The organism is Lacrimispora struthionigena (assembly GCF_048627165.1).
In the GTDB taxonomy this organism is placed as follows: Bacteria; Bacillota; Clostridia; order Lachnospirales; family Lachnospiraceae; genus Lacrimispora.
The window spans coordinates 1,829,556-1,854,301 of sequence record NZ_JBMBWP010000001.1 but is presented as its reverse complement, the minus strand read 5'-3'; the positions used below and the strand labels follow the sequence as shown (position 1 = coordinate 1,854,301).

Sequence of the window (24,746 nt, the reverse complement as noted above, 5' to 3'; positions counted from 1 at the left end):
GGTATCCCTCCCTTAATATAACCGTTCTTCTTCTACTGCCTTTTTAAATTCCGTTGGCGTACAACCGTAAAATTTCTTAAAACTGCTAGCAAAATACCTTTGATTCTCATAACCGCACTCTTCTGACACTTCCTGTATTTTTAAACTGGTCTTCTGAAGAAGCATTCCGGCATGCTCCATTCGTTTCCGTATCAGATATTCTCCAACCCCTTCACCTGTATGCTGTTTGAAAATCTGGCGGACGTAGCTGGAACTAAAATGTACCTTGTCAGCAACCCACTCTAAATCCACCGTGCTGTCTTTTATATTATTTTCCAGTAACAGTTTCATCTGTTTTACCACTGCACTGGATTTTGTTTCCTCTGAATAATCAGAGATCACCAGACAGCAGGTTTCTATATAGTTTTCCAGCATTTCCTTCATGTCCATAAGGCTGCCATAATGGATCCTGTCCTGCATCGAGGCTGCAGGTTCCAGAATCTCCCGGTCAAAACCGTCATGTTCCATATCATTTTGAATTGCGTAAATCAGTTCCTTTACCGACACACTGATGTAGTCATTTTTCTTATTGGACAGAGATGCATAGCTTTTAATTAGACCTTTCAGTTGTAACAGCGCTTCGTCTTTTTGCCCCAGCCGTACGGAAAGGCGTATCTGATTTTTCCAGTCTCTGATTGACGAGCTACTGCCCTCCTCCTGTTTTTCATGCTCTTCTCCATAAAATAATATAGGGTGTTCTGTATTAATCATTCCCCGCCAGACCGCCATCGCTTCCTGATAAGAAGCACACAGTCCCTCCCTGCTCTTATAAGGAGAGCCTATGGCAGAAGTAAGCTGGATCTGATAATACTTTCTCAGACTGGACTGTATCTTTTCCATACCTTCTTTTATCTTGGCGGTGAAAACAGCTTCCCTGTCTCCTGTCCCGCACCAGATCACTACCAGATGGGCTCCATCAAAGCTAACTGCATAAAGACGGATGTCTGTTGGAAAATAACCTTCCCTTATCAGCAGCAGAAAGTCTTCTACACTTTCCTGACTTTTAAAATCCCAGGTTCCGCCTGCAAGACGGAGTATGCCTGCCAGATAATAGTCTCCTGTTAAGTTCATACCAAGCTGCTCATAGTCCGTATCTCTGCATTCACGTCCTTCCAGAAGATCCTTACATACCTTTTCCCTATAAAGACCTTCTCTGATAATCGCCTGTTCCCGAAGCAGGCTCATATTTTGCTGAAGTGTTTTCTGACTGTCTAATTCGTTTATCATCTTCTCTAAAACTTCCTCCAGCTCCTGGGGCAGAAACGGTTTTAACAGATAATCCTTTACACCAAGAGAAATAGCCTGTCTGGCATAATCAAATTCATCGTATCCGCTGATCACAACATATTTGCTTAAAAGGCTGGCTTTCTGCATCTCCTTAATTAATTCCAAGCCATTCATGAAAGGCATGGATATATCTGTGATTAAAATGTCGGGTTTTAAAAGAAGAGCTGATTTTAAAGCTTCTTTTCCATCTCCCGCTACTGCAACCACTTCCACAGCTAACGAGGAGCTTCGAATGTTTTTTACAAGTAAATCCCTTACATAATCCTCATCATCAACAATCATGATTCGATACATGAGTCCACCTCCCCATCTGTGACTGGAAGTGTAAGCATTGCTTTGGTCCACTGACCTTCTACACTCTCAAATTGTAGCCCGTAATTTTCTCCGTAAAATAAACGGAGCCTTTCATTTACGTTATAGATTCCATAACCTTCCAAACGGTCAGTTACCCCTTTTTTTAATGTCTCATTCAGAACCTTTAATTTTTCTTCTGGAATTCCTGCTCCATTATCCCATACAATCAGTTTTAATATTTTCTGTGTTCCTTCGCCCCGTGGTTCTTCATAAATCCGTATCAGTCCTTCCCCCTTCTTCTCTTTGATTCCATGATAAATCGAATTCTCTGCCAGCGGCTGTAAAATCAGTTTGATTACCCTTATATCCAGCCATTGCTCCCCTACTTCAATCTGGTAATTTAATTTTGAATGATAGCGGATTCTTTGAATATCAAGATAACTGGTGACATGTTCAATTTCTTCTCTTAAGGTAATAATTTCCGCTCCTTTACTCAGTGAAATCCGGAAGAATTTCCCAAGAGAATTAGATAGAATACTGATTTCCTCCGCACCCTGGTCAGCAGCCTGCCACGTGATGGCATTTAGCGTGTTATAGAGGAAATGGGGATTAATCTGAGCCTGCAATGCCTTTAGTTCTGCCTTTCTCTTCTGCTTTTGTACTTCGGCTGCATGATCCCGCTCCCACTTTAACTCTTCGATTGTTTCCTCCTGCTTCCTTACCAGGTTTTGGATTTCTCCGATCATATAGTTAAAACTCTTTGCCAGACTCCCAACTTCATCTTTAAACGGATAAAAAAAGCGGGTATTAAAATCTCCTTTTTCAACCAGGCTCATGCGCTTTTCCAGTTTTCTCAAAGAATTGGTCAACTGATAGGATAATAACAGGATGGCAGCCACACCAATCAAAAAGATCACTCCCAGGGTCTCTAAAATTACATCTCTTAAACTCTGTAAGCTGCCAAGCAGAGTTTCTCTTGATTTCAGTCCAAAGATCTGCCAGCCATTTTCAGAAAGTTGATTGTAAGTCACTAAATATGTACTTCCTTCATACTCATAATCACTGGTGAAGACCGCTCCTTTTTCTCCCTCTTTCGGGACCAGTTTCATCAGTTTTGCAGAGTCAATGCCTTCTGAGCCGATAATTGTATTACCAGCCTGATCCAGAATAATAATCTTATCAAAAAACTCATATTTTCCTGCCAATAAATGTTCCAGTTCCTTTGTCTTTAACTGAAGGATTAAATATAAGCTGCCCTTATACCCCTCCACACTAAACCTTCTCACACAGGGAATGATCTGATCCGTATCCTGAAAGATCTGATCTGCTTGTGACGGAAACCACTGGATGGCTTTCCCCGGTCCACCTATATAGGAACTGTAATACTCCGACTCTTTAAACTGAAACTGCCAGTTTCTCATCCGGACAAAATTGTCAAATTCCCGCTTGTCCGTATAAATATAGGAGGAATGCAGGAGATTTTCCCCAGTCTCCAAATCCTTTAAAAATGAAGATACGGTCCCCATGGTTTTTATCAGATTCAAATCATTGGGATTGTTTAAATAATCAGAAAAGCTGACTACAAAGGTATAATTGGTCAGCATACCCTGAGCTCTCTGCCTGATCACTCCAAGCCGCATATCAAGGGTATCCACAATCTGTGTCAGTACACTTTCCGCACTGACCCTGAAATTCTCCTCGATATCATGAGACGTATAACGATAATAAGAAAAACCGCTGATTGCTGTTGTTAAAAAGAACATAATTCCAAATATCAGAATAATCTTGCTACGAAACCGCAGGTTTTTATATATTTTTTTCATCATTATTTTCCTTTTCATATCGCCTTTCCTGGTATGTATATAAAATATTATTTTATCATACCATCCGAAAGACTGAATAGCCAGAACACAGACTGTTCCGGCTATAAAATAAAAAGACTAACCTTTTACCGCACCGGCCGTCAGCCCTGCAATAAACTGTTTATTGGAAAACATGTATACAATCAGAATCGGGATAATCGCTATGGAAGCACCTGCAAGCATAATGTGCCACTCCGCTGCCGAATTAACGGAATACTTCAGCTGAACCACCGCAACGGTCAAAGTCTGAAGCTTTGGTATGGAAATTGTCATAATTAAACTGGTAATATAATCATTCCAAGCGTTCCGGAAGGAGAATAACGCCACAACTGCAAGAATTGGCTTGCTCAGCGGAAGAATAATGCGGGAATACACTCCGTAAATGCTGCATCCGTCAATAATGGCGGCTTCATCTAATTCCTTTGGGATACCTTTGGTAAATCCCATAACCAGAAATACATTGGTGGCCTGCCCCCCGGTCAGGGCAATCACCAGCGCAAATATGGTTTTGTTTATTTTCAGTGCACGGAGCAGTTCGTAAATGGGATAGAGGGTAACGGATCCCAGTGACACAAACATCATTGACATATAAAGTGCAAGCAGAATCTTTTTTCCTGCAAAATCTTTTCTTGCCATAGCAAATCCGGCAAGGGAAGTGGTAGTCACTGCGAGAATCGTCACCGATATGCTGACCACAACGCTGTTTAACGTATATTTAGTAAAATCAGCCTGTATAAACGCTTTATAATAGTTTTCAAAATGCCAGACACTGGGGAAGAAACCGCCTCCCTGGGTCAGTTCGGCATTGGTCTTAAACGATCCAAGAACAGTATAAATCACCGGATACAGGGTAAAAACAATCATAATCCCCAAAAAGACCCATTTCGAAATCAACGCAGCCCGGGCTTTGTCAGACAGATGTACTTTTTTCATTTTCGTATTCTGTTCATATGCTTCTGTCATAATCTGCCTCCTTAATAAATATCATCCAGTTTCTTAGAAACTTTTAAGTAAATCACCGTAACCACACCTGCAATAGCAGCAGAAACTACGCTGACTGCCGCGCCGTATCCATACTGGGGGACCGTTGCTTCTGCAGCTGAAATTGGAAAGAAATACCGGTATCCGTAAAGAGACATGACCATGGTCGCATTATTGGGACCGCCCTCGGTAAGTACCATAACATTGGTTATATCATTGAAGGCAGATGTAATTGCAAGCATCATAATGATCTTTAAAATTGGTCCCAGCATTGGAACAATGATATACCAGATCGTCTGAAGTTTGCCCGCTCCATCAATTCTGGCGCTTTCAATGGCATCCTCCGATACCTGCTGGATCCCTGCTATAAAATAAACCATATAGTTTCCGACGCCGCCCCAGACGGCAGTCAGAATGAGTGTCTTCATGGCGTGATCTTTACCAAGCCAGTTGACTGGACGGCTGATGATTCCCGATTCCAGAAGATATTTATTAACTTCACCGTTATAAGCATTAAACAATAAGTAAAATACAAGGCCCATAACGGCAGAGCTCATGATTGTGGGCAGAAACATAATGCTCTGGGTGACTCCATTTCCCCGTTTCTGCTGATTTAAAAGAAATGCAAGGAAAAAGGCCAGGGGGATAATAATAAGAACTTTTCCAAATCCGTAAGTAAACGTATGAAGTACACTTTCCCAGTACACTTTATCCCGAAATACTCTTGCTAAATTAGCAATACCTACAAATATCGGCTTCCCGGTTCCATAGCCGCCATATTGATAGAATACATACTTTAAGGTCCATACAACCGGATACAGAGAACAGGCTGTAAAAAGAATCAGATTTGGCAGCAAAAAAGAATATGTCTGCAGGTTGTGTTTTAAAGTCTTCTTTATTCTCAGATTCCTGCTTATCGTTTCTTTCATCTGTGTACTCCTTTCTTAACGAAAGAGGGGCTGCCTCTTTTTTGAAGTGGCCCCTCTTTTCCATTACTTACTTATTTACTGCAATTTTGGGTTCTGCGGATCGTAACCAGGAATCTTTACTTCGTAGCCTGTGTTATTTTTAATCGCATCCTGGTAGGCCTTGTTATAGCGATCAGTTAAATCCTTTAATGCTGTATCTGGATCTGCATCTCCATAGTAAATTGATTCACAGGTCTTAAACATATCCTCGCCTTCCACGACCATGCCGGAAGCAAATGCTGAGTGAGGTGGCTTTGGAAGAAGTGAATCTATATCGGATATCAGCAGCCATTTTTTATTCTGGAAATCAATACTTGGTTTTGCTTTTGCAATAACACTTGGCAGAATGCTAACGCCATAACCGCCTTCATAGTATCCAACCAGATAATCTTCATTGGTGAAAATATCTTTGTATACTTTAAATGCCTTCTCTAAATTAGGGCTCTTTGCATTAATAACATATCCGCCGGTTCCGGTGAAATACTGTTTTCCAGTTGCTTTGCCTCCAACGGTTGGAATGGGAACACAATCCCATTTATCAGAATCCATTGGGAACTGATTCTGGTATACTCCTGGCTCTGCATGGCTGTAAGACATGTACATACCAATTTTTCCTGCTGCAAACTGGGTTCTTAACGGGTCAATATCAAGGGACTCACATCCTGGGAATGCACTGTCTGCAGAAAGCAGTTCTTTCCATAACTTGAGGGATTCTGCCCATGGTGTAAAATCATATTCTCCCTTTGCAAAATCGTATCCATTTACAAGTCCTGTTTCACGTTGAAGTCCGATCAATAAGGACCTCTGTAAGCCAGAGCTTGCACTCTTCATATTTTCAGCAAATCCATAAATTCCCTCACCAGACAGCTTGGAAGTGATAAGTTTGGAATCTGCCACCATTTCCTCTAACGTTTTTGGAGGCTCTGCAATCCCTACACGTGCGAATATTTCTTTATTATAGAAGAGGCGGCAGGTCGTTCCAGTGGTGGGAATAAAGTAAAGCTTTTCATCCAGTTCGTTATAACCAGGAAAGATGACATCCTTGAAATACGTCTTCATATTTTCATCCATAAAGTCATAGAGGTTTGCCCACTGACCTTCATTCACGTATTTATCAAACATCTGATCCTGCTGAACCATGATATCAGGCAGCTCACCGCTTTGTACTGCCATATCAATGGCCTGAACGTAGTTGTCCGTATAGAGCTGGTAATTTACCTGAATATTATCTGTATTGGTTTTGTTATACTCGTCAACCTTTCCCTGTACATAGGATGCGTCATGGCGATCCTTGGACCAGATGTTAATCACGGTTTTCTCCCCGCCCGCTGCCTTTGTGTCAGATGACACCGCTGTTGTCTCCGGTGATGCTGTCGTCTGGGCATTTGTTGTTTCAGTCGTTGCTGTTTTGCCTGAGCAACCTGCCAGCGTACCCGCTGTCATGAGTGCCGCAAGTGAAATTGCTCCAATTCTTCTTAACCTCATAAGATGTTTCCTCCCATTTCTTATTTATGGGTTCATTATACGGGAAAAATGAATGACCGTAAATGCAATATCCGTCTATCCCATGTTCAAAATCCGATGTTGCAGTTCATAGTCTGTACACATTCTTGTAACACAAAAATCCCAGTAAATACAAGTTTCCTTGTAAATACCGGGATTATAAGAATTATCTATTTCATCTGACCTGAAACCCAGACTCATGCTTTACAGGTATTAAATCCGCCTCGCACTGATGAATTTCTATAAAACGTTCCCCTTTTAATATCTCAAATAAATGATCAATTTTCTCCCGTTCTCCCTGTACTTCCATCTCTACACGGCCGTCATCAAGATTTCTTACCCATCCCGTCAGTTTTAACTGAATAGCAAATTGCATGGTTCGAAAACGGAAGCCCACACCTTGGACTCTTCCATCAACATAAATGTGTTCTCTTATTATATCTCTGTGCATAGATTCACCGCCTTATTTTCATCTGTGGGAGACAGTGATTTTGTTTCACCAAGTAGTTTTTCAAAATCTTCTAACGGCATCGGTCTGGCAAAAACGTATCCCTGTATAATATCGCATCCAGCAGATTTTAAAAAGTCGACCGTCTCCGTAAACTCCACACCTTCTGCAATGGTTTTAATATGAAGTTCCTTTGCCATATTAATGATGTTGGAAATGACGATACGCTCTCTCTGGATATCATTACTTTTTCTAAAAAACATAATATCCAGTTTAACAATATCTATGGAAAGATTCTTCAAAAGATTCAAAGACGAGTAACCTGCTCCAAAATCGTCAAGGGAACAGATAAATCCTTTTTCATGAAGATTTGCCACCAGACCGTTAAATACGGTATCATCTGAGAGCATAACTGTCTCAGTAAATTCCAGTTCTAGTAAACCGTCGGGAATCTCATATTTTTCCTTGATACTGCTATAGTAATCTACAAAATCATCCCTCAGTATGCCCATTTTGGAAACATTTACAGCAAGGTTTATAGGCGGATTCCCAGACTGTAAATATTCATGAAGCCATTTACAAGAAAGTTCAAACATATAGCGGTCCAACAGGATAATCTTTCCTTCCCGTTCCATAATAGAAATAAACTGTCCAGGCAGTATGGTTCCTCTACGTGGGTTTTCCCAGCGAACCAGTACTTCTCCTCCTGCAATCCGATTATGATTCTGAATGGAGATCTTAGGCTGGACAAAAATACGAAACTCCTGTCTTTCTATGGCTCCTTCCATCTCTGATTCCAGTTCAGATTCATCCACAACCTTGTCCCGTATCTCCTTATCATAGAAACCAAACTGATTTCCAGGTAAGCTTTTTATGTATTTTTGCGCAATATTGGCCCGATTCACAATATTATCAATAGAAACATTCCGGTCTTCCTCTTCCAGGCAATATACCCCCATACATAGTTCGGTTGCAATTCGTTTATTATTGGTTAACTCCTGCTGGCGGAAAGCCTGAACCAGTTTCTGGAACCAGTTCTTTAGTTCTGCCCTGGATTCATATTGACAGAGTCCTGCAAAATTGTCCGCTGACACTCTGCAAAACAGAAAATTCTGGTTCGGACACTTTTGCAGCAAATTGGCAATGGTGATAAGAATCCGGTCTCCTTCCTCATACCCCAGCACATCATTAATAAACTTAAATTTTTTAATATCACAGTACCATACCGCATAGCTTTTCATGTCCGCGTTTTTAAGAATACGTTCCGCTTCTTCTTTAAATGCATAAAAATTATGGCAGCGGGTAAGTGAATCAGTATAGGCAATGTTCTCCAGAGTCTTCTGGTTCGCCGCAATTGTTCTGTACTGCCTGAAATAAAATAAAAAAAACAATCCGGAGGATAATAATATCAAAATTCCGATACCAACAGTCGTTTCTATATATCTGATTTCCAAATCGGATCTGGGGAAGGTATTTAAAAGATACCAGTCATTGATTTCAAGTGGTAATAATACAGCATGTTCCTGCCCCCTGACACCAATATTTAATTCAGAAGAAGTTTGCTGACCACTGGAAATCATATCGTAAATTTTATGTTTTATATCACTCCGGTCAAGTTCATCATTTCTATCACCGGATGCCGCGATTAAATTCCCCCGGTTGTCAAAAACTGCGCATATTCCTAAACTTGCATAAATCTGCGTATTCAGCAGCTCATTCAGTACATGGCGTACATTCCCAGCGTAAAGATAACCCAGTGGCTGGTTTTCATTCCCCATTATTAAAACGTTTAAATAATAATCTTCTCTGTCTAATCTTGTCCAGTCAAGCTGCTTTGAATATTCCACCCTCATACCTTCCATGGAAAGCTCCATACGGCTGACTATATCCGGCAGCTGTCTGGCATGATCAGAATCCATGCCTCCAAAACCTGCTGCTATGGTTTTAAGCAGGTAGATATCCCCTTCTATCCGACCTTTGACTGTTAACTGGTTTTGCTTTGATACGCTATTATAATAATCATTATTTTCTATATCATTCCTCTGCACCATATAAAGAAGAAAGCCGATGCAGCAAATAATCAGAAACAGCCATAGGAGTACAGGAATTGCCATATCAAATTTTCTAATTCTGATATTTTCCCTCATATGCATAACAGTCCTACTCCTTGTAACGAAAGCTTACATTTTGTTCTTTTATGTTAATTATAGCTTTTTATGGAACGTTTGGCAACGATTACATAATCTAAGATTTTTTTCATAAAGGGGTTGATTTTTCACCCTGTTTTTGTTATACTGTCAAAGGTTCGGCACTGTGCCGAATAACCGGATTGCTTCCGTAGCGCAGTTGGTAGCGCAACGCATTCGTAATGCGTGGGTCGGGGGTTCGAGTCCCCCCGGAAGCTGTTTGAAAACCTCGTGTTTACGGGGTTTTTTTATTTCAATTAATTCTATAGGCATTAAAATATCATGAATTTTTACTAATATAAATCTTTAGTGCTTTTATAGCAAGGTATAAAGCATAGATGCACATTCCCATTACAAATAATCCAATTAATAATAAAATCAAATTAATAATACTAAAAAACAACATACAACATATTCCTCCCGCTTTCATAGAAATTGTAAAATGTGATTGATGCCAGGATAATAAAAAACCTCCCGTATTTAATGTGATTTCCAATAAGCAAAACAAAATAGTATAGCTTGCTGGTAACATTCGATCCGCGAGGTTTTTTCCTGACACTTTAAGTATTTAAATTTAAATCCTAATCTTACTTATTCAATAATAAGCTCTTTCTTCTCAACTATTGCTGTTGCCGCTGAGCAAGCCGGACAATCACAATAGATCGCTCCTTCAGATTTAATTTTTTTTGCATGTCCTGCAATATTCTTTGCGGTATCCTCTCCAAAAATCTGAATTCCATGATCAGATTCCGCAAAACCAATTAAAGCATCAATCGGTATAATATCCGCCTCTAGTTCTTTTATGTATCTTTTTGTTTCAGCCACTTCCTCTTCCGTCCCAATTGCACTAAGCCATGTCTGTGCGGCAGCTTTTGCCTCCTTGCTGCAGGATGGTGCATTGATTAATTCATGTGATTTTTCAACTACATAATTTAATACTTCTTTGTTCACTACGATCTTCCTCCTTCTTTATCTGGAAATTAATTACATTTTATCACAAAAGAAATAGTTTTACAATTTTGTATATGTAAATTTCTATTACCGAACTTTTCATGACTGCATGCTCCGTCCGCCATCTACATGTAAAACCCGGCCAGCTGTAGTTTACTTATTTTTTCTTCTCACGATAGTAATTCCGCATACAAGAGTCAACAGACCCATACTCAATAGTATCCCGCTTCCAAGACCTGCATCGCCTGTCCCAGGTAGTTTGCTTAGCAAGTTCCAAACCCCTGTTCCTCTATGGCTGATAATTCCAACACCATTTAAGTTTGATTGATATTTAGCTGTTATTATGCCTTTTCTATATCTACGCTCCTGACTGTTAAACATAGTAAGCTCTCCTGTAATAATTCCGTCGTCCGTTATACAAATAGTCAGGAAGGAATCAGTCTTTCTATACCCCACCGGAGCTTTCATTTCATGCACAGTATATTGCCCGGAACGAATGGGATGGAATGAAATGATTCCATTTTTATCTGTTTTTCCTTTGAATACCGGCTCTCCAGTTTCATTTCTGATCTCCAACTCAGCTCCCGATAATCTTTCCATTGTTTCAGTATCTGCCTTTTGAATTATCACTTCAGGAGAACGGTAATTAACAACTGATACGATACTGTTTTCTGATATCTCACCATTTTTTATGGTAAAGGAATATGTATGATCCGTTGCAAGATACCTAGGAGCTGCTTTTGTCTCTTTATAGGTATAGGTTCCATTTTTGGGCATATCAAATTTTGCGTATCCATCCTCTCCAGTATTCACAGTCAGATATAAGCTTCCATTAGGGCGGTAAATAGAAAAATCCACGCCTTGAATCCCCTGCCCTGTTGCTGCATCTGTTTTGTAGAGATACATTTTATCCAGTCCTGGGTTTTGTTGCTTTGGATCAGTCATAGTGACCTCTAATAGTACGGGATCTTTTGGTACTGTAAATGCTATATCAGAGGAAAGTTGGTACCCTGATGGAGCTTTTACTTCATGAAGATAATAAGTCCTTTCTGCCACTAATTCTCCTGTAATATCAATTGGCTCATCTCTTGACATAAAGTCTGGAACAATTAAGTTTTTTTGTTGATCCAATATCTGTAATGTAGCTCCTTTTAAGTTCTGACCAGATGAATCCACTTTTCTAATGCGGACTCTTGTTGCTTCATTTCTCATTACAACCTGGTCTACGCTTCCATCTCTACTGACAGTAAAGGTAACTTCCTTTCCATAGGCATATCCGTCAACTGGCTTATTTTCGATAAGATGATAAGTTTCGCCAGCTATTAGCTTTCTAATAATTTCATGAGGCTGCTCGCCAGATATCCATTCGTCAATTACTTTATTTTGATTGTCTACTACACTCATATAATTGCCAGGGAGCTCCTCGTGCCCAGTGATTGCCTTTTTAGAGAGGATTACATGGGTTGGATTGTCAATCATTACCACCGTATTTCTTTCCCCGATTAAACTAACAGTAAAGGAAATATCTTCCGCATAGGCATAACCATCTGCCGGTCTCACTTCATGGAGCCAGTAGTTTTTTCCAGCAATCAGCTGCCCTTTTAACACTTCAAATTGGCTTCCAGTTGTAAATAATAAATCCTCACCGGCTGTTATACCATTTCCATCACGGATCGCCTTTGCAGCTGTTTTGTCCTGATTTAAGATCTGAAGCATACTTCCGGATAGAGAACGTGCTGCTTCAGTAGGAGTGCTCTCCGTCAGAGATTTTGCCAGTTTTTGAATTTCAACTTCCGTTTTTTGATCTTTCATAATGACGGTTATGGTTTCCGCTTCTTTTGGCACAGTAAATGTCACACTCTCACTGTAAGCATATCCAGCAGGAGGCTTCTCCTCAGAAAGTTCATAGGTTCTGCCGGCAAATAAAAGCCCCGTAAAAACAACTGGTTCTCCTGTTGGTGCAAATTCTTTGATCAATATGCCAGTATCCTTTTCCCTGATAGTGAACCGCCCACCGTTTAAAAGTGCTCCTGATTCTGCATCAGTTTTTAAAATATTCACTTCTGTCTTCTGATCCTCCATGATAATGGTCTCAGAAATTCCGCTGTCGTCTGTAATAAATCTGATATCTTTTTCGTAAGCGTATCCATCCGGGGAACTGATCTCTTGAAAGTTATATTCTTTCCCAGGTGTCACAAGTTTAGCTGGAATCTGCACTTTCTCTCTTTCTTTCGTAAATTTATAAATTATTTCATTAGTCTCTGCATCAATCAGCTGATAGCTACCTCCGGAAAGTTCCTTACCAGTATCCCTGTCAATCTTGGAAAAATACAGCTGCACCGTCCGGTCTTCCATATCAACGTTATCAACCATTCCTGAAGCGTTTACTTCAAATCGGTGCACACCGCTTATCAAGCTGTTCCCATCACTATAAGAGGTTGTTTCCATAAGTTTATAGCTTCCTCCAGCTGTGAGGATTTCCCGGATCGCTTCGTCATTTCGATTGCTTTCAAACACTTCACTTTGGGAGTTTTTCTGGATTTCTCCGGTTACGAATTTCTCTCCCGGTTCATATCCATCTGCTCCCACTTTGGTGATTTCATATCTGGTTCCATAGGGCAGACCGGAAAAGATAATAAATCCATCTCCGGTAAGAGTGATATCACCCTCCCCCTTGATTCTTCCTGTTTTGGAACCGGTGAATGCCTGGTACCCAATTAATGCCGTTCCTGCCTGATCTGTGAATTTCATATGATAGGTAAATGCATCAGCCTGGTTCTTTCCTGTCCCAGCCAGCTTATTGATGATACTGATGGAGCCATCCGGGACAATCGGGTTCCAGAGGTTCGTGGTTTTTGTAACCGCTCCAGCTGTCATTATAAAGTTTGCTTTGGCTTCCGTTCCATTTTCTCCGGTAACTACAGTTACCACATCCACGGTTCCGCTTTCATGAGCAGCTACATCGGATAGATTCCAGGTGACGTTTCCGTTTAATTCAACTCCATATGCGGTGGAACGTAGATAATCAAGTCCTTCAGAAAGAACCGCTTTTACCTTTATATCTGCCGGGTAACTGTATGGATTGGTATAGGAAATTGTGTATTTCATGACGCTTCCTGTCTTTACTGCAATATGACCAGCCCCAACGCTGCTTGTCACCTTGACAATCGGACTTTCTTTTATGACCGGATTGGTTATGGCGTAATCGTGGGTATCATCACTGACGATCCAGTCTGCCAGTACATTTCCCTCAAAGTCAGTTAGTTCCTGCCTGGTCTCTAAATAAGTTCTGGAAGCCAGAGAGTAGGTTCCATGATCATCAAAATAGATCCGTCTGGTTTCTTTTCCAGATTTTTTTGTCTGGCCATCTGAATACCTGGTATACTCCGTAATCTCATACAAATGCCCTTCCGTGATCCCGTCATTAGCTGACAAGATAAGGCTGCTTCCTGTTCCCATGAAGGCTGGTAACTCTGTCCCGGTATCTAAATCCTTTAAGATGAGGTAGGTTTTTACCGGAGCTCTTCCGGTTATGGTAAGGGCTTCTATGGTGCCATTCTCACTTGCCAGTTTTAAAACACTGAAATCATTGGATACATTTAAGATTCCTGTTCCTGAATGATTTACAGTAAAGATAACCGGCGCTGAAAGAATGTATCCGGCTGGAGCCTTTAACTCCTCCATAATATAAACCTGTCCTGCTGACAGCCTCTTTGTCAGGGTAAAACCGTTTGATCCGGAAACGGCTGTTGTTATGGCTTCTCCGTTCTTTTCATATTCGCCGTTTACCGCTACCGCCTTGTAGACGGCAATCTCTGCTCCTTCCACTGCCATGCCGGTGTCAAAGTTTGTTTTCTTGAAAAGGATCTTTGTGGGGTCATTATAAACCTCATAATGATAGAGCACTTCACTTACGTTCTCCGTCCCGTCAAATTGGAATTTCTTGATTTTCTCGGTAATCTGATAAAAATCGGGCGGAGAGATTTCTTTTACCGTATATGTGTAAGCTTTAATGGTTCCATCCGTCTGGACCTTTCCTACTGGAAGCCCGGATAATTCTGCCATTCCATCCGTGTTGGTAGTAATGTACCAAATTTTCCCAGTCTCTTCGTTTGTCACCTCAAACCTTGCATGTTCCAATCCTTCCCCTGTATCGGAGGCTTTCTTTTTTATCTCCAGTTTCCCAATGGCAGGGGTATTGACCACTTTATAAAATGGTATCTTTTCAGTTCCAACCGTTATCTTTACCGGATCTGCTTTCTGCATATAGGCTGGTGCTTTTGTTTCCACGATGTAATAGATTCCGTAAGCGGTCTTATCAATTCGATGCGGTTTTAAATCTCCTATAGAAAGCCCTTCCGGGACAGCGTGCCCCGCTTTATCGGGCATATTTCCATTAAACTGTTCCTCTTCCGTATAGGTCCCGTCTGATCCGGATATCCAGGTCTCAACCAAGTGTGTTTCATCTTCTAAAAGAATCCCCTCTGCATCCGAACGATATAAGGCAAGCTCGGCACCGGTAGCTGCATATTCTGCCGTTCCATCTGTCACTACCTTTAATACATTGATGTACTTTTCCTCATTTTCAAGGCTAAATCTCTGCACATCTCCGGTTTCTTTCAGGACGATTGGCTTCGGATCGGCTGCTTCAAACCCGTCCGGGACCTTTTCTTCCACCAGGACATAGGCTCCCAACTTTTTACCGTTCGTTTCTACATTCAAAGGCAGATAATCAATCCGGTGCATTCCCTCTAAGGTGTTATAGCTTTTGATTCCTTCATTTTCTTTATAATTAAACTGATATTCAAAAACCAGAGGCAGCTGACCGTCTGTATCAAGGGAACCGTTTGTCACATTTCGGTAACTGGTGATTCGGATCGCAGCTCCGGTATCGGTAGTCCAGATCTGAGTGATATTCTCTCCCTTTTCAGTTGATATGCTCTCCGTCCGTTCTGCACTCCGTTCCCCATCTTTGGTGTACCAGGTAAGATAGGTGAAACCTTCTCCTTTTTCTCGGTAAGTTGCTTCAAAATCTGTCAAAAAGCTGGATTTGTTATTGGTAAAACCCAGGAAACCTTTTAAGCGATCCCCAAGCTTCTTACTCTTTTCTGTCAGCTCCGTGTATTCCGTTAAATCATCTGTGGTCCACTGATCAACTTTCTTTGACTCATCGTACTGGGGTTTTCCTCCTTCCGTTAAAATAGTTCCGTCCTGGTCTGTCTTTGCCTCATATAAGGCCAGTCCAGCCGAATGATCATTTGGCAAAAGAGTTTTTACTCCCTTACTGTCTAAGAAATACTTATAAACCTCCAGTTTCGTATGGTCATTGGTTAGATTGATGGTCTGAACGTCACCGGCTGCTTTTACCGTAATCTCCATGGACGTTCTTACATACCCGCTTGCTGCTTCGGATTCTTCTAAGATGTAATCTCCTGCCGGTATTCCTTCAAAGTATTTCGCTTTTCCATCAGTGATCCAGTCTGCTACTATCCGAACCGGCGCATTGTCTGCGGTACTCTCTACGGTCCACTCAGCCGGTTTGCTTTCTGCCTTCACCAGGTAATAACCCTTGGGATAGGTGGTACTGTCTGTGGAGTAAACCCTCTTAGCATTGTAAAGTGCCAGGTGCGCGCCGATGATCTGTTTATAGCTGTAAGCGCCTTTGGGTTGTGTCATTACAAGACCGTCCTGGTAATCACTAATAACTGGTATCCGGTATTGTCTGGCTGCATCAGTCTTTGTTATTTCCACCTTAATCTTTGGATCTTCCATGCCCGTTGTTTGTACTTCTTTTGTTTCTTCTACGGTAATTCCCTGTGGAAACCCTTTCTGATAACCAGAAGGAGCCTTTACCTCTTCCATGATGTAAGTCCCTGGGATCACTCGCTTTAACATATCCGCCTGTCCCACTGTCATAACCGTCTGGAAAGGATCGTTCGGGTACTTTTCTCCAGTGGTCCAGGTGTTTTCCATTACCCAGGCTTCCCCTTGACGATGGTAGAGACTCGGATCGTCTTTGATATCCTCTTCGGAACCTATGGCATCTCTTCCGGAATGATCATTAATCCGGTAAGCCGCCCGGTTATAAGCTTCCAGTAAATCATCGTATTTATAGCGCACATAATCCCCGTCAATATCGTAAATGGGAGCTCCCTTTTTATAGGTTTCCTCTGACTTTTGGTAATACTCCGGCAGTCCATGACCATTTAGAACCGGGTTCATGCTCTTTTGAAAGGTTTTACCCTGGTACGTCCCGGTTGTGTACTCCTGATTGGTATCTGCATTCACAGCAGCTATCCGGAAGGTTTTAATCTTTTCCCTGGCAATGACAGCCCCGGTCTTATTTTGCGAAATCTTTACCGGCCATACCAGGAGCTTATTTCCCTCTTTGGTGTAAGCCATTCCTGTGGTCGGGTTGACATATGCATCCCGGTTTCCTACCGAATCCAGGTGATAGAGTGTTGCTTCAGAAGGTATTGCCAGGAGTTTGTCTGCTTTTGTATAGCGAACCTTGGTTAAATCTCCTCCTTCAAGCTCAAAGACTGGTTTTCCTGCCTTTAACACAAAGATGGATTCCCGGTTTTTTACACATACCTTATTGCTGTTTCTGTCATAACCGTAAACGGCTCCATCTGCTCCGATCTCTTTGACCGTAAGATCTGCCAGGGAATAAAAGAAAATGTCGGTATCCTCCCGGTCAATGGTGTGATACGTCCAGGTACCCTCCCCTGTTTCTTCGGATAGACTTCCTTCCGGATCCTGCTTATTAATAAATTCTACGGTGCTTCCAGCATATCCTTTTTTCACTTTGATGGACTGGACGTTATTGTTCCGGTCTCTCACCACTTCCACGCCGTCATATCCGTAATCTCCACTATCTCCGTTTTCTTTGACCTCAATGGCATCGTAGAGTGCCATTTTTGCCCCGGCTGCGTAACGGTTCTTATCATCTGCAGTATCCAGTGGTCTGGAGACCAGACCATATCCGGCAAATACACCATTTAAGTAAACTGGCTCGACGTTCTCGCCCGCTTCTTTTCTGGCCTGAAGACATTCTAAGGTTCCTTTAAACCAGGCATATCCTAAGTAGGTTCCGTTTTTATAGCCAAACTCCAGGTTTTCCGCCCCGTATCTCTGCTTTAATTCCACTTCCGTTCCTTCCACTCTGGTTTTAGTCTGATAGGTAACGGTTTTAGCAGAATCTTTGAGCTTAGATACTTCTAAGCGAATTGGGGTATTTCCCACATAGATCCTTGCGGTATCCTCATCTAATGCGTTATTTTCATAAATGGCTGCAGCCACTCGTTCATCCCGCTTTCCATCCTGGTAATAGGTGGTCTGATCGGAATAGATCTCAATGGCTACCGGCTTTGTTCTTACATAGCCTGCAGGCGGTTTGATTTCACATAAAACATAGGTCCCGGCACCTAATGGCTGGGGTGTAACAAGATATCCTGTATTCTGATCCTGATAGGAGGTGGAAGCCAGATTCCCTTCCTGTGCCTGTAACCCATCTCTCATTGTTGTAAAGGCTTCAAACTGACCGGTTCTTCTTCCTTCTTTATCAGAAAGAAATACCTGTTCTTCTTCCTCACAGATCGTGGTGCCGGCTGAAACCAATCCGCTGTAGGTCTCACCTGATTGAACGATCCCGGCAGCTCCCATTGCTTTTAAAAATTCCTTAGAGCCTTCAATCCAGGTATCTGTTTCATAGAATTTTATCTTTCCGTCTGTATTTGCCCCTTCCTCCCTGGACGCTGCATACAATGCAAACAAGGCACCATCGTGAAGGATATTTTCTCCTGTTTCTGCATCTAATTTTTCGATTCTCAGCCTGGCTTTATAAAACCTATTATTAAATTTCGTATAACCAAACCCTTTGTATGAGCTCTCCCCATTTGGAGAAAGGGAGCTGTCTGCCACCTCTGTAACTGCATTGTCAGAGGCCACTACCGTCCACGGTACAAGCATGGGAGCATAATTTCCATCATAGGCAACCTGCGCGCCCTGCATGGTCGTTACATTATCTTTGTACTGGATTCCAGCACCATTACTTAATGGGACATCATTTGCGATCCCTTTGTTTTCTGCAACTGAGCTAAACCGGTAAAATTTTGATACCGCTTCTCTACCACTTAAGCCCTCTGACAGATAATAGGGAATCTCTCCACTAATCCTGGCATCCTGCTCATTGTAGTAGTTTTTATAGGGCTTAAATTCGTTCTGGCTCAGGGCAAAATAATCACCTGATCCAGCTCCAGTCATGCCATTTCTGATGTTGTAAATGTCCATGCCGTACTTATAAACTTCAAAGTCGCCATCCACATTTCTGCCCTTGATTATGTTCACACCTTCCTCATTGAAGCGGATCTTATACTTACTCTCCATCTCTGGCTGTGTTGTGCCGGCAGAATAATTGTAATAATTATTAGTCACTTCCGGAGTAGCCTGGGAGCCATTATAGTCTGCATATACAGAGGGGAGCGAGACTTCTCTTGGTTTGTCAATCTGGTAATGCTTGTTCTTTAAATCTCCCAGGTTACTGTATTTTGGTTGCTGTTCTGCCACCACATAGGTTCCGTATGGCATATATTTTGATGTGGCAAAATAATAACCATCGCTGTTTCCTGGAGTATCACCAAATAATGTATCTGCAGAAAGTGTCGTAAGATCCTTATCTGCCCCTCCCTCCTGTGCACTGTCCCATTCAATGGAATAAATCCGGTCAAGGTCATATGAAAAGAACGGCTTTAAATAGTTTTCTGCCTTTTTTATTGCTTCTGAAAGGGCTTTGTCATAAATTTCATCGGAATAAGTATTTCTCCCTACAGCGCCTTCCGATTCCCCTGACTGATTGTTTTTCACCAACTTTGCAACTTCGTCATCTAGATACCAGGTAATTGCAAACTGACGAACGTTGTCTGAGCGGAGGGCATTATCTGCATCTATCTCTGAGGTGTTGATTTCATTCTTAATTTCCCCATTGTTATGGCCCGCTGGATATTGATTTTCTGCCCCTCCTGTTCCAAACAGGAACTTTTTTATTAGAGCAAAGGGTTTAAAGGATGTGCTGCTGTTTTCTGTATGATCCCATTTATCCACATTGGCCACATTTATGGCATCAAAAAACTTTTCGTAAATGTAAACAGAGATATTTCTTGCTTCGCTACCGTTATCCGCCTTTACGTATGTGGTTTCCAGTACGGAAGTATAGCCGTTATTCTGGCTCTCATTTATGAAACCATCTGAATAGCTATATAAGGAATCGTTGCTTACAACTGCATCTTCTGTATTCTTATATAAAGGAGAGGTAATGTGCTGGACTTTCGTATAAACCTTATTTACCAACGCTGGAAATCTCTCATTTCGGTCGGTCACATTTATTTCATTTCCTAACCGGTCCTGCCATATGACATTCCCATCGTTGTCCCGGTGCAAGCGTTCCAGGTTTGATTTTAAATACACCTTAAACCGGAAGTTGTCCATCTTTCTGGCCATCGTATTCCTTCCAAAATGCCCGCCAAATGTTCTGGTAAACCAGTCCTCATGGACTGCGCCATAGGTATTGATATTTTCATATGATTTTTCATCAATGGTCTTAGTGACTTTAATTTGCTGCCCAATAATACGCTCCTGGATCGGAGTCGGTATGTCTCTTGTGTTTCCGTCCTCATTCAAGTCGTGATAACCATTGCTGATCAATCTCTGATTCTTTATAAAAGTTTTGTTGTTATCAAAGTCTATCGAAGTAAATGCCCCAGCTCCGGCACCGGAAACTCGAATTACATATTCTGCATTGGATATGCTGGAGCCAGCTGCGTAACCCCATACATTATTGGAGCCGATCCTGTTTATATCTTCATTGGTTACTTCACGTTTTCCATTATTAAGCGCTATGGTAAAGTTGCCTGATTTAACCCCTCTAAGATCCATATCATTTGAGCCAACATGAATGGTATACTGCTTTGCCACCTGATCATAGTAGTAATAAGTGCTGCCAGTCTGGTCTGTCACTTCTTCCATGGAGCTGACCTTGGGAATCTTTGAGGAACTTACATTTTCCTCATTTACAGTAACTTCCTTGTAATTAGGCTCCCAGACTTTTCTGGTTACAGGAGCATGGCCAACATATGTATCACCATTTAAGTACCAATAATCGTAAAGGGTTTCACCTGCAGCATAATGAAGGTATCTCTCACTGTCTGAGGGATAAATAGTTTTGTCTGTGGGAATTTCATTGTCACCGACTTCAAAATCTGGCGTTACATTGATTATGTATTTGCCTGTATCCTCCACTTTTGCAGCATTTAATTCATCTCCTGTGTATTTTCTTATGACATATCTTCTATAGGTTGTATTCAATTTTGTTAAGTAAGCGGCAACCACATCACCACTGGAATTTGTCTGATACAGTAAGGTTCTGGCCGGAGTCATGCCGACTACAATTGTCACAATTGCTTTTCCGCCACTGTATTCTATTTTTTGAAGACCCCCATAAGTAAATACCTTTTCGTTGATGTAATAATTTAAAATGGTTTCGATAACGGATTTATTGGTTGTGACATTTTCAATTTCAAGAACAATTTCCGGCTTTCCGTAGACGGTTTTTCCATTCACCGTCCTCTTTTCATCATAGACCGGAGTATTGATTGTGGAATAATCACCATCTTTCGGAGTTTCCATCTGCAATGAATCACGCATCATCTGCTCCAGTTCGGCTTTCACATACTTTACGTTGCTCTCTGAATTGGTAAATGCACTGGCAAACCTTGCCGGATCACTGGCAACCGCAGTACTTTCTGTCGGAAGTTTATCTGCTTCAATTCCAGCTGCTTCGTATGGAATCTTCACATTTGCAGATACTCCAGGCTTTTCAATCATATTTCCATTGATATCACGCTTATAAACAGATTGAGATTCTGCCGTCTGATAATAAGGGGCTTCCTTTGCATCAACCCACTTTCCTCCATCCACCTGCTGGATTACTACCGGCTTTAATGTGACGTTATTTATGTAGATATCTGCGCCCTCCGGGATTCCATCAAGCACTACATTATAACCATTGGTAGCATCCTTTGATTTTGTTTCAAGAAGAAGTAAGTTTTCTTTATTTCCATATGCGGCATTCCCCTCTGGAAAGGTAACTGCATTATAAAGCTGCTTTGTGATCCAGGCGGATCCCACCGGAGCCGTTCTGGAATCAGCGGTCTCACCATAGTTCTCACGGGTACCTGGCACAGCATTTGTAACGTCCAAATCTTTTCCAGTGATAGAAAGTTCGTACCCTTCAGATCGGGTAAGTTCTTTAATATAGTAGTTGCCAAGGATTAAAGGTCTTCCGATCCAGCTGTCTCCATTCATGGACTTATTATCTCTATAGATCCGCCCCCTCTCTTCTTGTGGCTGCGCCTTTTCATAACCATCTTTCACATACAGATTTTCCGGATAGCTCTTTCCGGTGCATTCAATTCTTCCGGTCTTATAATTGTAAAAGCTGTGAGGTTTTTCTGTTATTGTTAAGAAGGAACCCTCTCCATTTTTATCTGTAGTTGCCACGGCAACAAGATCATTTGCATCAAATACCACTCCAATTCCGCAGGAGACATTTCCATTCTCATCTCTTTGGGTGTCTGGACCATAAATATCATCGGCTACAAACAAACCGTATACAGCGCCTTCTAATGTGGCATCCCCCTGGGTATCTCCAAATGAATCATAGTTTACGGATTCTCCTGCCTTTAGTTCCATGTCTCTTTTATTAAAATGAACCTGTGCAGGTATGCGATGATCGTACACTTTAAAAGTATGAGCTGTATGATTACCCGGTCCTTTATCCACTTCTGGCTGACTGTCTATCTCTCCTCCTTCAAAATCACCACTAAGAGCCTTTAAACTAAGTGCTGTTGTCATAACTGGTTCTTCATCCGTGTCTTCAGTCGCAAATAAACTGATTTTCCTTGTGGCTCTTTTTTCTTCAGATATAGAGGCTTCCGAATCAGTGGCCAGACTAGATGTTAATGAATAATTGATAAAGTTCTTTTTTGCCTGTGAGGGGGTTGATTCATCTTCATCTATGGATTCATCCAGAAATTCATCATCCTCTTCAAATTCATCACCCTCTTCAAATTCGTATTCCTCGAATTCGTCTTCAAATAACTCTTCATCATCTTTTGCAACCAGCTTTACGGTTATTTCCTTCTCTTCAGCAAAAGCGATAGGAAGCCCGATAAATTTAAGCAATTTATTAATAATTCTTTCTCCCAGCGGAAGATCATAGGTTTCTTTCAGAATTAAATCCCCGCTTTGTTCCGGATCATCAGAACTTTCGGAAGGACTTGCTATAAGATTGTCAATGTCAGAAAGTAACATTTTATTTTCACTGATAAGATCAAAATCCTCTGATTCAAGATCTGCCCTGTTTGCTAAACTCTGTACAGCAAATCCTTGGAAATCACCGTTATCCGAGCTGCCTTTAGTCATGTTGCGCACATATCCGGTGACTCTAATATCTGAATTACTGGAACTTTTCCATTTTGCAGATCTTTCGGCTTCTGAAGCCGCTGTTGTGATAATTTCTATCGGAACATCATCTGGATGGCCAGGATCATGAATGATATAACCATCTCTTGGCTTTGTTTCCCTAAAGGTATAATCATATTCAAGATTGAAAAAAGTTTCATATGCTGCGTCTCTGGCTGCATTACAGCCTGACGCTTCAAATGCCTCTTCTTCAGATGGTTCATCCTCACTTCCACATTCCCAATGGTGAAAGGTTCCGCCACTAGCTGCAGCACGGGCTTCACAAGTATCTACTCCTGCCTGCCACTCCTCCATGAGTCTTTCATACTCTTCTGCAGCTTCATCCGCTTCATCGCTTCCTTTCCCTTCTTCGGCTTCTCCATCTTCAGATTCATCTATTTCCGGTTCCGGAGGAATTGGATGGCCATTGCAATAAGAATGACTAAAATCGTAAAAGCGGGTATCTTTGTGAGAAATACGTCCACTGGTATCTGTAACCAGGTCATCATTAAACACCAGCCAGTCCTGCCATGTTGTTGGATCTTCTCTCATGTTATCTTCAATGATTCCACCATCAGTTTCATCATCGCTTAATTGACTATTATCAAACTGCTCTAATACCTGCCATGTAGAGCCCTGTAAAGGATTACCTGTTTCATAATCTTTCTTTTCCAGTTCAACTTTGTAATTGGATTCAAAAGTTTCATTGTGCTGGTATACTTTTAATGACACTTCTCCATCTCCCGGAGTCGGAGTGGGAGCATTTGCACTATATTTTGTAGTGAGGTAAAACTCACAAGTCAATTCTTTTAGTCTTCCTTTTGCCCGGTATAACTGCTGGGAACCTGGTACATTACACTGGAAATACTCCAAACTGCCTGTAACTTCCAATACTCTAAAAACAGTTGGATCATAGCTGATCTTCATTACTGCTTCTGATGGTTTCTGACCAGCCGGGGTATTGGGGAAACTCCAGGAAAGGTTCTGTCCTTCTGTATTAATGACCATTCCTGTGGTTACTGGATCAATCCTACAATACTTTACAAAGGTTTCCCAATCTTTAAGTCCTGTTAATTCATACAGTTTTTTTGTATCTATTTGACCGGGACCACTTCTTAGATCATTGATATACATGGCCTGTCCAGCAGTATTGTGTTTACTGATAAGGTCAAGGATATCCTTTGGGCTTTTACAGCCTTCAGGTACGTTTTCCAATGACATAAAGCCATCATTGGACATGTTTTCAATCCAAGCCGATCCACCATTGCTTTTCCCCTTAGACCATGCTACCTGCCTTGCTTCATCTTTGGTACAAGCACCCAACCTATCTAAAGTAATATCGTTATCATAACTTCTAAAGGCACCAATGTAAGCCCAAAACATCCGCTTCTGCTCAATCGTTCCTTGGTTATAATCAATATCTGCATTAACTTTAGAATAATCATAATTGCTATGGGCCGAAGCTCCTTGGTTTATGCACAAAAACCATTTACTTTCATCATCACCAGGGGCTTTTCCCATCAGGTAGGGATGTCCAGCCTGTCCTGAACTTACAAAAACCAAACCAAATCCCCAGGAATCAAACATACCAGGAGGTAAGTAAGTAAATACAGGCGTTAGTAATAAGACTATTGCAAGCAATACAGCAATTCTTTGATTTAGTTTTGTACCTTTCTTCCCGTATGTAGTCATCGTTTCTCCTTATTTC

9 protein-coding genes and 1 tRNA gene are annotated in these 24,746 nt (G+C 41.5%); 1 reads left to right on the top strand and 9 read right to left on the bottom strand.

Annotated features, from left to right (window positions below):
• Positions 1-12: 12 nt before the first annotated feature.
• The 7 genes from ACOAOT_RS08300 to ACOAOT_RS08270 form a co-directional block, all read right to left on the bottom strand.
• Positions 13-1,620, bottom strand: a complete 1,608-nt coding sequence (locus ACOAOT_RS08300) for a response regulator (RefSeq protein WP_420216547.1) — start codon at positions 1,618-1,620, stop codon at positions 13-15.
• Positions 1,605-3,461 (bottom strand): sensor histidine kinase, encoded by a 1,857-nt coding sequence (locus ACOAOT_RS08295; RefSeq protein WP_420216546.1) that lies wholly within the window; start codon positions 3,459-3,461, stop codon positions 1,605-1,607. Before ACOAOT_RS08295 ends, ACOAOT_RS08300 begins: the two co-directional genes overlap by 16 nt.
• 99 nt (positions 3,462-3,560) lie before the next feature.
• Positions 3,561-4,445, bottom strand: a complete 885-nt coding sequence (locus ACOAOT_RS08290) for a carbohydrate ABC transporter permease (RefSeq protein WP_420216545.1) — start codon at positions 4,443-4,445, stop codon at positions 3,561-3,563.
• A gap of 11 nt (positions 4,446-4,456) precedes the next feature.
• The gene (locus ACOAOT_RS08285) at positions 4,457-5,392 is read right to left on the bottom strand and encodes a carbohydrate ABC transporter permease (protein ID WP_420216544.1); all 936 of its coding nucleotides are present in this window, start codon (positions 5,390-5,392) and stop codon (positions 4,457-4,459) included.
• A 75-nt stretch (positions 5,393-5,467) separates the two neighbouring features.
• Positions 5,468-6,916, bottom strand: coding sequence for an ABC transporter substrate-binding protein (locus tag ACOAOT_RS08280; protein ID WP_420216543.1), 1,449 nt, complete (start codon positions 6,914-6,916; stop codon positions 5,468-5,470).
• Positions 6,917-7,109: 193 nt separating this feature from the next.
• The gene (locus tag ACOAOT_RS08275) at positions 7,110-7,385 is read right to left on the bottom strand and encodes an acylphosphatase (RefSeq protein WP_420216542.1); all 276 of its coding nucleotides are present in this window, start codon (positions 7,383-7,385) and stop codon (positions 7,110-7,112) included.
• The gene (locus ACOAOT_RS08270) at positions 7,370-9,535 is read right to left on the bottom strand and encodes a bifunctional diguanylate cyclase/phosphodiesterase (protein ID WP_420216541.1); all 2,166 of its coding nucleotides are present in this window, start codon (positions 9,533-9,535) and stop codon (positions 7,370-7,372) included. The genes ACOAOT_RS08275 and ACOAOT_RS08270 overlap by 16 nt, the downstream gene beginning before the upstream one ends.
• Positions 9,536-9,713: 178 nt before the next feature.
• Here ACOAOT_RS08270 and ACOAOT_RS08265 point away from each other — a divergent pair.
• Positions 9,714-9,786 (top strand) — tRNA-Thr (locus ACOAOT_RS08265).
• A gap of 373 nt (positions 9,787-10,159) precedes the next feature.
• Here the strand turns inward: ACOAOT_RS08265 and ACOAOT_RS08260 are convergent.
• Both ACOAOT_RS08260 and ACOAOT_RS08255 read right to left on the bottom strand, forming a co-directional pair.
• Positions 10,160-10,519, bottom strand: coding sequence for a molecular chaperone Hsp90 (locus tag ACOAOT_RS08260; RefSeq protein WP_420216540.1), 360 nt, complete (start codon positions 10,517-10,519; stop codon positions 10,160-10,162).
• Positions 10,520-10,672: 153 nt separating this feature from the next.
• The gene (locus tag ACOAOT_RS08255) at positions 10,673-24,730 is read right to left on the bottom strand and encodes a SpaA isopeptide-forming pilin-related protein (protein WP_420216539.1); all 14,058 of its coding nucleotides are present in this window, start codon (positions 24,728-24,730) and stop codon (positions 10,673-10,675) included.
• Positions 24,731-24,746: the final 16 nt, after the last annotated feature.

What these genes read in the sequence shown, in the direction of transcription:
- ACOAOT_RS08300 (WP_420216547.1), bottom strand. Translation starts at nt 1,620, where the DNA reads ATGTATCGAATCATGATTGTTGATGATGAGGATTATGTAAGGGATTTA.
- ACOAOT_RS08295 (WP_420216546.1), bottom strand. Translation starts at nt 3,461, where the DNA reads ATGAAAAGGAAAATAATGATGAAAAAAATATATAAAAACCTGCGGTTT.
- ACOAOT_RS08290 (WP_420216545.1), bottom strand. Translation starts at nt 4,445, where the DNA reads ATGACAGAAGCATATGAACAGAATACGAAAATGAAAAAAGTACATCTG.
- ACOAOT_RS08285 (WP_420216544.1), bottom strand. Translation starts at nt 5,392, where the DNA reads ATGAAAGAAACGATAAGCAGGAATCTGAGAATAAAGAAGACTTTAAAA.
- ACOAOT_RS08280 (WP_420216543.1), bottom strand. Translation starts at nt 6,916, where the DNA reads ATGAGGTTAAGAAGAATTGGAGCAATTTCACTTGCGGCACTCATGACA.
- ACOAOT_RS08275 (WP_420216542.1), bottom strand. Translation starts at nt 7,385, where the DNA reads ATGCACAGAGATATAATAAGAGAACACATTTATGTTGATGGAAGAGTC.
- ACOAOT_RS08270 (WP_420216541.1), bottom strand. Translation starts at nt 9,535, where the DNA reads ATGCATATGAGGGAAAATATCAGAATTAGAAAATTTGATATGGCAATT.
- ACOAOT_RS08255 (WP_420216539.1), bottom strand. Translation starts at nt 24,730, where the DNA reads ATGACTACATACGGGAAGAAAGGTACAAAACTAAATCAAAGAATTGCT.